Origin of the sequence: Telluria aromaticivorans (genome assembly GCF_013003915.1) — a bacterium.
GTDB lineage: Bacteria > Pseudomonadota > Gammaproteobacteria > Burkholderiales > Burkholderiaceae_D > Telluria > Telluria aromaticivorans.
Genome location: NZ_JABAIV010000007.1, coordinates 201185 through 214375, shown reverse-complemented (window position 1 = coordinate 214375; position 13191 = coordinate 201185). Strand labels below are relative to the sequence as shown.

General features: G+C 60.4%; 10 protein-coding genes. 4 read left to right on the top strand and 6 right to left on the bottom strand.

Translation table 11 applies throughout. The features are described from left to right. Positions 1–1308 carry a phenylacetate--CoA ligase family protein gene (locus tag HGB41_RS18570; protein WP_171087207.1) on the top strand — a complete coding sequence of 436 codons (1308 nt, stop codon included), beginning with the start codon at positions 1–3 and terminating at the stop codon, positions 1306–1308. Here HGB41_RS18570 and HGB41_RS18565 read toward each other — a convergent pair. The 6 genes from HGB41_RS18565 to tssK form a co-directional block, all read right to left on the bottom strand. Then, a complete protein-coding gene (locus tag HGB41_RS18565) occupies positions 1305–2744 on the bottom strand; it encodes a hypothetical protein (RefSeq protein ID WP_171087205.1) in 1440 nt (479 codons plus the stop codon). The genes HGB41_RS18570 and HGB41_RS18565 overlap by 4 nt on opposite strands. Positions 2745–2753: 9 nt before the next feature. Beyond that, on the bottom strand, positions 2754–3017 hold the full coding sequence (locus HGB41_RS18560) for a PAAR domain-containing protein (protein ID WP_171087203.1): 264 nt from the start codon (positions 3015–3017) through the stop codon (positions 2754–2756). 145 nt (positions 3018–3162) lie between these two features. Then, positions 3163–3777 carry a hypothetical protein gene (locus tag HGB41_RS18555; RefSeq protein ID WP_171087201.1) on the bottom strand — a complete coding sequence of 205 codons (615 nt, stop codon included), beginning with the start codon at positions 3775–3777 and terminating at the stop codon, positions 3163–3165. Positions 3778–3788: 11 nt separating this feature from the next. Continuing rightward, positions 3789–5234: a hypothetical protein gene (locus tag HGB41_RS18550; protein WP_171087199.1), complete on the bottom strand. Its 1446-nt coding sequence runs from the start codon at positions 5232–5234 to the stop codon at positions 3789–3791. A 231-nt stretch (positions 5235–5465) separates the two neighbouring features. Next, positions 5466–8240: a type VI secretion system Vgr family protein gene (locus HGB41_RS18545; RefSeq protein ID WP_171087197.1), complete on the bottom strand. Its 2775-nt coding sequence runs from the start codon at positions 8238–8240 to the stop codon at positions 5466–5468. Then, positions 8237–9577: a type VI secretion system baseplate subunit TssK gene (gene tssK / locus HGB41_RS18540; RefSeq protein ID WP_171087195.1), complete on the bottom strand. Its 1341-nt coding sequence runs from the start codon at positions 9575–9577 to the stop codon at positions 8237–8239. Before tssK ends, HGB41_RS18545 begins: the two co-directional genes overlap by 4 nt. Before the next feature lie 189 nt (positions 9578–9766). On the opposite strand from tssK, the gene tssE reads away from it, so the two are divergent. Genes tssE through tssG form a run of 3 tightly spaced genes read left to right on the top strand, consistent with a single transcriptional unit; the run spans position 9767 to position 13154 of the window. Continuing rightward, positions 9767–10267, top strand: a complete 501-nt coding sequence (gene tssE / locus HGB41_RS18535; protein WP_171087187.1) for a type VI secretion system baseplate subunit TssE — start codon at positions 9767–9769, stop codon at positions 10265–10267. Positions 10268–10269: 2 nt separating this feature from the next. Next, positions 10270–12111 carry a type VI secretion system baseplate subunit TssF gene (tssF, locus tag HGB41_RS18530; RefSeq protein ID WP_171087180.1) on the top strand — a complete coding sequence of 614 codons (1842 nt, stop codon included), beginning with the start codon at positions 10270–10272 and terminating at the stop codon, positions 12109–12111. Continuing rightward, positions 12075–13154: a type VI secretion system baseplate subunit TssG gene (gene tssG, locus HGB41_RS18525; RefSeq protein ID WP_171087174.1), complete on the top strand. Its 1080-nt coding sequence runs from the start codon at positions 12075–12077 to the stop codon at positions 13152–13154. The genes tssF and tssG overlap by 37 nt, the downstream gene beginning before the upstream one ends. The last annotated feature ends 37 nt before the right edge of the window (positions 13155–13191 follow it).

Here is a 13191-nt window from a genome sequence, read left to right as displayed (position 1 = left end):
GTGGCCCTGCACGACGTCCTTTCCAAGCATTACTACGCCTGGCGCCGCTATATTCCGAGCCGCGTCCTCTATCACCCCGACTTCTTCCGCGTGCGCGAACTGCTGGCACAGGACAGCACAGTGGTTGCCGCACAGGCTGGCCTGCGCCTGCGCCAGGTCCTGGTCCACGCGCTGGAACATGTGCCGCACTACCGCCGCACGGTCAGGCTCAGCGCCCACGAGGCGGCGAATGAGCCGCTGCAAGAGGTGCTGGCAGCCTTTCCTTATCTCGCCAAGGAAGAGGTCATGGCGCAGCAGCGCGAGTTCCTCGACGAGCGGCTCGACCCGTCCAAGCTGATGTATGCCACCAGCGGCGGTTCGTCCGGGCAGGGCATCGGCATGTGGCGCACCAAGCGGCTGGCGGACATCGAAAAAGCCTTCTTCACCCACGAATGGGGCAAGCTCGGCTTTTCCTTCGACAAGTCCCGCATCCTGCGCATCGGCGCCGACGCCCGCCGCCTGGCCCATGAAGAACCGTGCCGCGTGGTGGGCAACCGCTTGATGCTGTCGCCTTATCACGTGCACGAACAACACAAGGCGGCGATCCTCGATGCGATTGCTCGCTTCCGCCCCGAGTACGTGCATGGCTATCCGAGTTCCGTGACGGCGCTGGCCGACTTGCTTCAGCCGGGCGAGCTGGACGTGCAGGTAAAAGCGGTGTTGCTGGCGTCGGAGCCGGCGACCCCGGCACAGCTCGGGTCGATCCGGCGGCTGTTCCACGCCTCGGTGTCGCTGAACTATGGATTGTCGGAGCGCACCAACCTGGCTTTCCTGGATGTGAACGAGCAGGGAAGGTCCGACTACATGTTCCAGCAGCTCTACGGTTGGAATGAAAACCGCATGGATGGCGAGCGCGCTGAAATCGTGGGAACTTCGCTATGGAATGACGTGATGCCGCTGATCCGTTACCGCACCGGTGACTACGGCCGCATCGATGCGGACGGCCGCTGCCCGGTGATCGATGGACGCGGCCATGAATTCCTGGTTGACCGGGCCGGAAAGCGCATTCCCGGACTCGCCATTGTCATCGATGAAGTGACCTGGGACTTCGTGCGCCTGTACCAGGTGCGGCAGGCACGGGCCGGCGAGATCACGCTGGCCGTGGTGCCGCGTCACGGCAGCCTGAATCCGGAACAGCGCGCCTTCGTGCTCGATGCCCAGCTACGGCGCTGGGGCGGCTTCTTCGATATCTCGCTGCAGGAAGAAAATGATATTCCGCTGGCGGCGAACGGCAAGCGCAAGCTGGTAGTCAGCTCACTCAGCGTTTAAGGCCTTGCATCTGCAGCGCAGCTCGCGGGGCGCATCAGTGCGGCGCTGCGCAGGTAGGGATCTTCGTTGCTGATGCACAGGACCGGCGCACTGCGCTCGAGTGCGTAGTGGCGTGCCAAGGCCAGGGCGGTCAGGAAAGGCACGGCACCGCAGCTTCCACTTCCCAGGCCGACACGTACGACATCGTCGGCAGCATCGAGTTGCGGGATTGCTGGTGCGGTAAGGCCCATCAGCTCGAGGACACGATTGGGGCGGTGGGCGGTATCTGCGACGATCATGGAAATCTGCGACAGTTCGATGGCGCCGGCCTTGCAGAGCTGCTCGGTCATGTCCAGCAACAGCGCCGAATCGGCGCGGCGGGTGTCATCGGCCGAGCTGTCGCGGCGGCGCTCGTGGAGGGCGGCGAGCAGTACCATATCTGCGCCATTGATCGACTCCGCCCGGCGCAGGTCGGTTAGCAGCAAGCCGCAAGCGCCCTCCCCTGGGATCTGGCCACTCCCTTTCGATGAGTTGAACAAAGCCGAGTTCGCAGCCAGGCGGTCCACGCTTTCCTGGCCGATCAGCGACGCGCAGGCAATGACGATCGCCACCAGCGGTTTGTGGTCTGCCGATGTGATGGGCAGCAGTTGCGCGAGGATGCCTGTGGGGCTCGTCAGGTGCATTTGCTCAGGTTCCGGCGTGGCGATGGCGGTGTCCGGCCAGCCGTACTGGCTGACGGTATGCCTGAGCCAGATGGTTGCCGCGCGGCGCACGTTCACGGCCCAGTCGTGCGGCAGCATCAGCTTCAGCTGGAGCATCGGGGGCTGTCCCTCGGACGGCATGCACTCGTTGGCAACCAGGCTGGCCAGCTCGTCAGCCACGCCGGTCGCGAGGATCAGCGCGCGCCACTGCTCTTCAGTGAAATCCATTGCCGGCATACCGTGGCTCGCCAGCCATTCAGCAATCTCATCCTGCAGCATGTCATCGTCTGCACCATCAACGCGCGCGGTCATGACCGGAAATCCATTGTCATCGACCAGTTCCTTGTCCAGGTCGGCACGCGCTTCGTTGTCGGCGATGGCGCAGGCAAGCTCTTCCACCGACCCACCGTAAGGCGAACGCAGCGCTGTGGCCATGGCAGCCACAACGGGTGTTGTCACAGGCGCTTGGGCTGCCGGGGAGGCTGCAGCTGGCTTCGACAGGCCGGCAGGCAGTTCCGACATGCGTGCCGCCACGAGTTTACTGCCACCCCAGAACCCGAGCAACAGGACGACAGGAAGCAGGAGCAGTGCCATCGCCAGGTCACCCGTTGCCGGATTGTGATTGGTTGAATGCCAATACCAGAGCACGATTGCCCAGCACACCACGAAGGTAGTTGCGATTACCGCGCCGAGCTTGAGCCACACAGCGGGGTGACGCGTTGGTGAGGATGGAGCCGAGGTCGAAATAGTCGTCATGTCCGTCGCTCAGAGTTTGTCGATGGTTGCCTGCTGGCCTGCGATCAGGGAGGCGCCGCAGGCTGTCTTGTCGCCATGCCGTGCCGCCGGTTTGCCGTCGATGATCAGCGACGAGTCGCCGCTGATGATGGGACTGGAACCGTGTTTGGGACAGACTGTTTTGTCACCCATGCGGGCAATACCGATGCCGCCAGTGTCGGTTTGCATGGATGCCTCAACGACAGCACCACCATGGGAAGTTTTATCTCCGAGCTTTATTAATGGACCTGCCATATATGCTCCTGAAACTTTTAATAATCGTTGCTGAAAATGCACAAATCTCTGTCGAGAAACTTATATCCTCTTTATAGAGATCGAAACGCGCGAAGCGAATATCTACTATTGAGATTCGATCGTATAAAAAGGAGGATCCGCTACTCTAGGGCAGTTGCACAACTTCAATGTCTATCTCGTTTGACTGATACCCGGCATATTCGACCGTTATGCGATAACGTGCAGGTACCAATGGCAGCTTTATGTAATCTACTGCATTGATGTTGAAATAGCTGCCGAAGGCCTGGTTTTTGGAAGGCTTGACTGGACGCGACCGGGGAGGCGGGATGGTCCGGTCAGTGTCATATTTGACAATTTCACCTTTAAAAATATCCCCGGATGTAACATCCGTAGCGACCAGGATTTGATGTCCCGGATGATTAAATGCAGCCTCGAGATCAACAAGGTATAGGCCGCATATAGGAATAATGAATGCAGCGTCATCTGCCGATTTTTCAGGCAGCACAACTCGAGAAGGGGCGCGCAAGCTGATTCCGCGCCAATTGATACCTGGATCAGTAGGAGAGCATATATTTTGGGTACTTGTATCTAGTGGAATTTCTTGAAATAAGCTGTCGTTGACCATTGCGCTGACTCTCGTTGGGAGTGTGGGTGCTGTAGGGCTTGCCGTTTGCATGGAAATTTGTCCAAATACTGCACTGCAGCCGGCAATAAAAATCAGTCCTAATGCACATATGATATTCACAATATTGGCCTTCATCGGAGAATGTCTTAAAGAGGATCCCATCCCTCGCTTATATCGAGTTTACGGACAATCGGAGCACAATTGATACAAAAATCGCTCCTGCCATTGGTGGTGCCATACATAATACATTTAGACTGCTTTTCATCGCCATTTAAGTCGTAACGACTGCGATTTGCCGGAAGTCCATGAAAGCAATGATCTCCAACATGTCCTTTTTCATTGTCGTACCAAGTTGGCGGCTTGTCTGGCAGTTTTCTGCGACCGTCTGCCACCATTCCTATCTTATGCCCCAATTCGTGGATAATAATCTGATTTTGCTCAGTCTGTTCGATAGTTTCCCACCATGCCATAGTGCAAACACATATCAGGTTCATGCCTCCGAAAGCCATACCTGCACGCATCTTGTCCACAACATTGACTATTAGTTCGATCGATCCAATCGCTTTAGGTAGGTCGCTTACGTCAATGCTAACCTCCATCGATGATTGCGAGGTTTCAGGCATAGGCAGAGCTGAACATTTTTCTAAGGGAATCTGGATCACATCAGTAAGCTTTCCTCCTTCTTTAACGAATCTTGCTGATACGAACCAACTATCGTTTTCTGTAAGTCCTTTCCAGAGAAACCGGTGTTCGGGCAATGGTGATGATGGCGTTTTTTCTTTAACTTGAATAATTACTGGAGTAGCATTAGGCCCAACTTGAATCGAAGTTTCTAGCATACGAATACCGTCCTTCTTGACTGCCAGTTGGCCAGTGTATGCAATAGCTATAACGTGCGGGGCCTTATTAACTGCGTCAGAGCTACGAAAAGCAGTCGTCGCATGGTCTAAGAATTTTCCTTTTTCATCATGTCCAATATTAGGCATATACGTCATCTCAACTGAAGGGAGCTTCAGTAGCTTGATATTATGCTTAGTATATTCTTCCTGGGCGATAGATAAGTCTTTGGCACATGTAGAAAGCGAGCGCATCTTTAATTCAATATAGTAAATTAATCGTTGTACTTCCAAATTTCCGGTGGTTATGGTCTTGCCACTATCATCGGTTGCCTGAAAAAAATATCTGTCATGCCCAGCTGCACTTACATAAAAATCTTGTGCTGGCAATATCAGACTTCCGCCACTATCCGTCGTATAAGATTTTGGTTCGCTCTGCCATTTAAAACGGGCGTTTCGTGCCAATTCCTCGCTGCTATATTTGGCGTTGCCATCGAGAGGCAAACATTTAACTGTAAAATGGTGATTGCCTGGTCTATCAAAGCAAATTTTGACCCGCGGACTATACCCGACACGGTCGAGGCTACGGACTATTGAGCCATCAACGAAATTCGCCGAACGACTCAAATTGACAAATTGGCTAACACTCTTGGCTTTCGAATTGTCAGAACCATCAATAAAAAATATTTGATCTATCTGAGCATTGCTCGATCTAACGATGATTTCTTTTCTTTTTTTATTTTCTAAAGGACTCAAACGTGAGGATCCAACGGGTTTGGACTTTGAGTTGGCCATATGCTATATAAGTTGAATTTGAAATGAGTGGTGTTCGCTAGCGTCGGCTTGAATAAAATTTCGCATGGCGTTACATCGATGTTAAAAGAATGCTAGGCTCGGTCCGTTAGAACCGCTATCCACAGAACGAACATTCGTCATGTCTATTGACGAGCTGATTTGTTTGCCAGCATGGTCCTGTTGGCACATCCTTTAAAAGAGATGAAGCTTAAGTTCTTTTGCCTCAGCATCTATAACGACGTGAGTTTGTCCCTCCTCGTCAGTAATTCCATCCTCAAAGGTCCCATCGGGTAATTCGATTCGGTAACGCAGCCCAGCAACCGCACGACCGTCAGAATCCTTAATAGTGAAAGCTTCGTCGAAAAGCTTTAGGCGGGAATCAGGTAGGGACTGAAGCGATGCAGCGACGCTCGCACCCTTATCAAAAACATGCTGCCCCCCCTTCACCGAAAACGTCCCCGGACACGCAAACGTAATATCCCCACCCTCCAGCGTGATCGAGGACTCCCCCGCCTGCAGTACGATCTTTTCCTTGGCCTTGATCTCGATGCAGTCATTCACCGAGATCACGACGACTTCCTTATCCGCCAGGATTTCCAATGCATCCGTATGCGCCTGCAGCGACACCGGCCCGTTCGCCGCGATCGCCTGGATCCCACCCGAGTGCGTAAAGAAGCTGGCCGCCCCGCCGGCCACAGAAGAAAACGTATGCCCGGCCGTCATATGCAGATCCGACTGCGTCGTCCACTGCAGGTGTTTTCCCGCAAACAGCACGGTCGATGCCGGCGTCGCCCAGTTGATGCTGGCCGCCGAATCCATCAGCACGATGGGAGAACCAAACTTTTCCACAGGCTGCGAGGCATCGATCTCGCGCGATCCCGCCTTGGCCTTGAATGCCTGCTGCCCATTCACCGGACCGTCATACTTGCCCTTCGCCTGCGGATCGACCTGCTCGATGAGTTCCGACAGCGCCTTCGCTGCATCCTTGCTGAACAGCGCCTGCTGCGCCGCCGCCGCATCGCCCAGCGCAGTCGTCAGTTCCTGCGCACCCTTGAACTGCGCCACCGCTTCCGCCACATCCATCTGCGTCGAGCTCACGCTACTCCCCATTGCAAGACGGGCGCGCGTCGACAGCAACACGCCTTCCCCGCCGCGGATGACGGCCCAGGCATCCGTACGCAGCTCGAAGCCGCTGCCGCGATAAGCGCCGCGTTGTGCGCTGCCGGGCTCCTGGTGGATCAGGTAGCCAAGGTTCAATTGCGTCGCGCCGACGCTGGTGGCGAGCCGCATGCGCACCTGGCCAGACGTATCGTCGACCTGCCACTGGTTGTAGCCGCTGCCATCGAAATTGCGCGTGTGGATCCCCGACAGCGCGCCCGCATGATTGGCGCCGGAATCCACACCGGCCGAGAATGGCGGCAGGTCCGCCCCGTTGTAGAGCTGGGCCACGATCACCGGCCGGTCGATATCGCCTTCGATAAAATCCACCAGCACTTCGGTGCCGATGCGCGGCGTGAATACGGTGCCCCAGTTGGGTCCGGCCAGCGCCTCGGCCACCCGCACCCAGGTACCCGACGTTTCATTGCCCGGCGCACAGCCCTTGCCGTCGGTGTTGTGTGCCATGCCGCCCACGTTCGGATTGGCGCCGCGCTGCCATGCGAACTGGACACGGACTTGGTGGTCGCGCGTGGTGGTCGAGACGTCGTTCGCCAGTCCCATCACCAGCGCACATTGCGGCCCGGGTGCGGTGATGCGCTGCGGCGCGGCGATCGCGCGCGGTACCAGCGGCACCACCTCGCGCACGCAGGCAAAGGAGTTGCGGTAAGTTCCATTCTCGACGCTGGCTGCATCCAGCCCAACAATCCCCGTCTGGAAATTGTTGCGGGCCTCATGCCGCACCCACAGCACCTTGAAGGCATTCGCCCCCTCGGGATAGCGGTCGTGCTGGGTCAGCTGGAAGGCGCAGCCGGCTGCCAGCCTGCGCACGGCGCCAGTTCCCTCGAATACCTTGTTCTCGAGCTCGAGTGCCTGCAGCATCAGTTCGCTGTGCGAGTCGGCCGCCTGGCGCTCGGCGACAATACGTTCGGCGCTGCCGTCATAGACCTGCAGGAAGGGCAACTCGCCCGCATCCAGCATCGATTCGTGCTCCGCGCCTGGCGCCAGCAGTTGCGCCGGATCCCAGCTGCTGATCGACACGGCATTGGCCTGCACCGTGCGGCGCGCCCGGAAGCCGTCGATCGCATCGTCATGTTCGGTGGCCCGCACGCCATGGAAGCGCAGCACGTCTCCGCCCGGCGTCGCGGGTGCCGTTGCCCGGCTATCGAAAATCACCAGCTTGTGCCGCGCCTGCCCATGTGGGCCATCGTCGCCGTCTTCCGCCTGGTCGTGCTCAAAGCGCCAGTTCAGCCCTTCCGAGGCCAGCAGCCGCAGCAGGAAATCCAGGTCGCTCTCGCGGTACTGGGTGCAGACCGCGTGCGGCGCGAGTTCCTGCGACACCTGGAAATCGAAACGCACCTGTGGATAATCCGCCAGTAATTCACAGGCGATGTCGCGGACGTTCTTGTCCTGGAAGATATAGCTGTCGCGGCGCAGCGCCAGCATTGCCAGCGCCGGTTCCAGCCGCAGCCGGTAGCGCGCCAGGCCACCGTCCGCGCCCAGCCAGGAGGCCCCGGTACAGAGCCCGTGCCACATGCGCCGTCCGCCGTCCGGCTGCAGCAGGCCGACAGTGAGCTCTTCGCCGATGAACAGCGCCAGGTCGAGGTCGGTCGAGGTGCTGAGTGCCTCCACGTCAAAGGCGAACAGCTCGTTGACAGCTTCGCGTCCGGTGAATTGCTCCGCGACCAGGGATTCCGGCAGGCCGCTGTCCTGGGCGCTGGCCAGCGTGATCAGGCGCGCGTGCTGGCTCAGCCCAGTACCGAACAGCCCCAGTGCGACGCCCAGGGCGGCAAACTCCGGCGCCGCCTTCATGCAGCGACGGCCAGCAGTTCCAGGCGCAGCTCTTTCATGCCAGCCGGGACATAGATCGAGATCGATTGCGCCTTGAGCATGCGCTCATACATCGGCCCCTTCGCCTCGAGGATGAAATAGCAGGTCTCGGGCCGCACCGGCACCGCAGCCGGCAGTTGCGGCGCGTATTGCAGGCGAACGCCGGGCAGGGCCGACAGCACGAATTTCTCGACATCGTCGGGCGCGCCGACCTTGAAGCGCAGCGGCACCACGTCCACCAGTTCCACCGCCGGGATCGCGGCCGACACGGCGACATAGAAGGTGGTCTTGTCGTCGATCTTGCCGGAGTCGAGCATGCCGATGTGGTAAGACGGCCGCACTTCGTTGAGGGCGATCGCGAAATACTTCGACGAGATCACGGTGTCGAGCAGCTCGCGGATGATCATGTGCAGCTTGGCGAAGGCCGGACCCGGGTCGCCGTGCTGGTAGGGCGGCAAATCGGCCAGCGTCCAGCTCTTGGAGAAGGTCATCAGTCCGCCCGCCACGTCGAGCAAGCCTTCGTACAGGCGTTCGGGATGCAGCGCCGGATGGTGGAAGTGGTGGGTCAGGCTCGCATAGGCCGAGCTGGCCGTGTGCAGCAGCCAGAACGAGGACATATCGCCGGAGCGGAACTCCACCACGTTGCGGCTCGGCTCGCGCTGGTGGCCGTAGAGCGCGGCGACCTTGGCCTGCAGCGCATCGAGCAGGCGGCGCAGGGCCTGGAACAGCACCGGCGCCGCGCTAAGGGACAGCGAAGGCGGCACGAAGCTGTCGTCGATCTCGAATCCGCCGGTGGCCGCGCGGCGCAGCCGCAGCAGCGGGAAGTGAACATAAGAATCGCGCGGCTCGAACTCGGACACCAGCCGCACCGCCTTTTTCAGGTAGGCCAGCTGCACCGGCGCCGCCTGCGTGTACAGGTCGGGCGTGTCGCCGTTGGCCTGGACGAAGCGCGCCGTATTGGTCGCCTGTCCTGGCGGCGCGAAATTGCCGCTGAACGGTTTCATCCCGGGCAGGGCAAGGTAATAGGTGACCGTTTGCTGCGATTGCTGCAGCAGGCTCAAGTCCACCGTCTCGGGCAGCGCGTCGATCTCGGGCGCGTCGACCAGTTCACCGTCCTGGAAGCGCACCGACAGCGCCAGCAGCCGCAGCATGCTGTTGGCCAGCGCCTCGCGGTCGACCTGCAGGTTGTCGACGCCCCAGGCATAGGGGTGCACGGCCTTGATGCTCTTGTGGAGACATTGTTCGTGATAGTGGTCTTGCCGCTGGAAGTGCTGTGGACGCAATAACAGGCCTTCGCCCCAGAGAACCTTGCTGGTCATGTCTCTGCCTTCGCTCAAGTTTTTGTCGTATTCAGTGGAACAACTCTCCGGAAACCATAACAACTCCAATGGGTTGCCTATGTGAAGTTGATCAAACGTTGGTGCTGCGCGCCGTGGCAACATCGGGTTTGGTTTTTTTCCGTCCACACGCGGTGCCCGGGTCAACCGGAGACAGGTAGAGGAAGCCCCATGAAGGGATATACGCCAGGCTTGTTCGACCGCCTGCTGGGTGTGCCGAACCGCGGCCAGGGCCAGTCCGCAGCGGCGCGCATGACGATCGAGGAACTGAAGGACACAGTGGCGCGCGACCTCGAGTCGCTCCTCAACACGCGCTCGAGCATCGTGGACGGCGCGCTCAAGGCCTATCCGGAATGCAGCCGCTCGATGGTCACTTATGGCCTGAACGACTTTGCCGACCTCTGCCTGTCGAGCCCAACCGACCGCGCGGCGATTTGCGCCAGCATCGAAAAAACCATCGGCTGCCATGAGCCGCGCCTGCGCAACGTGCGTGCGCTGCTGGAGATGCGCGACGATTCCGTGAACCGCCTGAACTTTTCGATCACGGCCGTGCTGGTGGCGAGCGTGTCGCAGGAACCGGTCAACTTCGACGCCGTATTGACGCCATCGACCCTGCAATACAGCATCAGCAAGGCCGGTAAAGTAATGCGTCCGGCACCGGTCGGAGCCTGAACATGGAACAACTGCTCCCGTATTACGAAGGCGAGCTTGGCTACCTGCGCCGCAACCTGCGCGAGTTTGCCGAGCGCTATCCGCGCATTGCCGGACGCCTCCTGATCAGTGGCGAGGTGTGCGAAGACCCGCATACCGAACGCATGATCGAATCGTTCGCGCTGCTCAATGCGCGCATCGCGCGGCGGCTGGACGACGATTACCCTGAATTCACCGAAGCCCTGTTCGAGGTGCTGTACCCGCATTACCTGCGTCCCTTCCCCTCGTGCTCGATCGCACGCATGGACTTCGGCGGCGCGGCCAAGCAGGGCGGCGCCAGCCTGATTGCACGCGGCACCCAGCTCAACACCCGGCCGGTACGCGGCGCCGCGTGCACCTTCCGCACCGTCTATCCGGTGGTGGTGGCGCCGGTCGCGCTGACCCGCGCCAGGTTTTCCGCCATCATCGACGCGCCCGAGGCCGTGCGCCTGCCGGGGGCGGCATCGTCCAGCATCAGCTTGACCCTGGCCTGCACCGCCGAGCAGGGTGCGCTGGCCCAGCTGGAGCTGCCCAGCCTGCGCATCTTCATCGATGGGGAGCCCTCGTTCTGCGCCGCCCTGCGCGACGCGCTGTTCATGCGCACAGTAAGCGCCTATGTCGAAGCCGGGGACAGCGGGCGCTGGACAAGCTTGCCGGCGGTCCCGGTGCACCCGGCCGGCTTCGGCGAGGACGAAGCCATGATCGATTTCCCGGCGCGCTCGCATGCCGCCTACCGGCTGCTCACCGAATACTTCTGTTTTCCCGAAAAGTTCAATTTTTTCGACATCGACCTGGCCGCGCTGGCGGCTGCTGCCCCGCCGGGGACGCGCACGCTGACGCTGCACCTGGCGCTGTCCGGCCTGCGCTCGGATTCGAACACCGCGCGCATGCTCGGCACCCTGTCCACCAATAATGTCCAGCTGGGCTGCACGCCGGTGATCAACGTGTTCCGCCAGCGCGGCGAGCCGATCCGGGTGACGCATACCAGCGCCAGCTATCCAGTGCTGGCCGATGCGCGGCGCGCCTTTGCCTACGAGGTGTATGCGATCGAATCGCTCAACCTGCTGCGCCAGACGCCGCAGGGTGAAACCCTGGTGCAGTTCCGCCCCTTCTATGCGCTGCGGCATGCGCAGGCGCCGGAAGACGCTGGCCACTATTACGCGGTGCGGCGCGACGAATCGCTGGCTGACAAAAGCCCCGGCTTCGAGACCCAGGTGTCGATCGTCGACATCGATTTCGACCCGGCCGAAGTCGAAACCGACACCCTCAACATCGAACTGACCTGCACCAACCGCGACCTCCCCGCCTCGCTGAGCTATGGGCAATCGGGCGGCGATTTGTTCATGGAGGGCGGCTCCAGCGTGCGTGCGATCGCCTTCCTGCGCAAACCAACGGCCTCGTACCGCTTTGCGAGCGGGCGCGGCGCGCACTGGCGCCTGATCTCGCACCTGGCACTGAACCACCTGTCGCTGGCCGATGGCGGGGTCGAGGCTTTTCGGGAGATGCTGGCGCTGTACGACCTCCCTCGCTCGCCCTCGTCGCAGCGCCAGATCGGCGGCATCAAGGCGATCGCGCAGCGCGCCGCCACTACCTGGCTGGCCGGTAACCCGTTTACCTGCCTGGTGCGCGGCGTCGAGGTGCGCTTGAGCATCGATGAAGAAGCGTTTATTGGCAGCGGCATCCACGCCTTCGCGCAGATCATCGAGCGCTTCCTCGCCCTCTACGTGCATGCCAACAGCTTCACCCAGCTGGTGATCGTGTCGAACAAAACCGGAGAAGAGTTATTGACATGCCAGCCACGCAGCGGCGATTTGAGCCTGCTGTAATCGACCGCCTGTTCCGGGAGCCCTACCGCTTCGAGTACTTCCAGGCGGTGCGCATGCTCGAACTGTGGGCGCGGCGGCGTGGCCTGCCGTGCAAGGACCTGGTGGCGAACTTCCTGCGCTTCCAGAATTCGCTGTCTCTCGGTTTCCCGGCCAGCCAGGTCGAGGCGATCCACACCGAACCGCGCGACATCGACACCCAAGCTGCGCCACTCGGCGCCGCCCTGAAGGATGGAACCCTCAAATACATCCGCCTGACACCCGCCTTCATGGGATTGCTGGGCGGGCAGGGCATCCTGCCCCTGCACTACACCGAGCGCATCGCCGAACACCAGTCGCTGGAAAAGGACGAGGGCGCGCGCGCCTTCCTCGACACCTTCTCGAACCGCTCGCTGGCGCTGTTTTACGAAGCCTGGCGCAAATACCGGCTGGCGCTGCAATACCAGCTTGATGGCCAGGACAGCTTCCTGCCGCTGCTGCTGAGCCTCGCAGGATTGGGCGACAAGTCGCTGCGACGGCGCCTGGCCGCCAGCGAGGATGGCACGGTGCTGGATGAATCGCTGGCTTATTTCGCGGCCTCGATCCGGCACCGCCCGGCTTCGAGCGTCCAGCTGGCGCGGGTGCTGTCGGAATATTTCGGCCAGCATGTCGTCGCCGAGCAATTCGTCGGCTGCTGGTACGATGTGCCACCAAGCCAGCAAACCATCCTGGGGAGCAGCAATGCGGTGCTGGGCGTCGGCACCATCGCCGGCGTCCGGGTCTGGCAACGCGACCTGCGCCTGCGGCTGGTGGTGGGGCCGCTCGACCGCGCGGGCTTCAACAATTTCCTGCCCGGCGGGCTGGCCGCACGGGCGTTAAAGAGCATGCTGTCGATGTTCACCGGGCTGTCGCTTGAATACGAAGTCGAGCTGGTGCTGCTGGCGGCGGATGTGCACAACATCCGGCTGGCCGGCGATGAAGGCCGGCTCGGGTGGGATGCCTACCTGGTGGAAGGCCTGCAGACGGAAGACCGGCGCGACGTGCGCTACGAACTGCACAGCCTGTAGCCGCAGTCGGCAATGCAGGCAGCGGCTCAGCTAACCG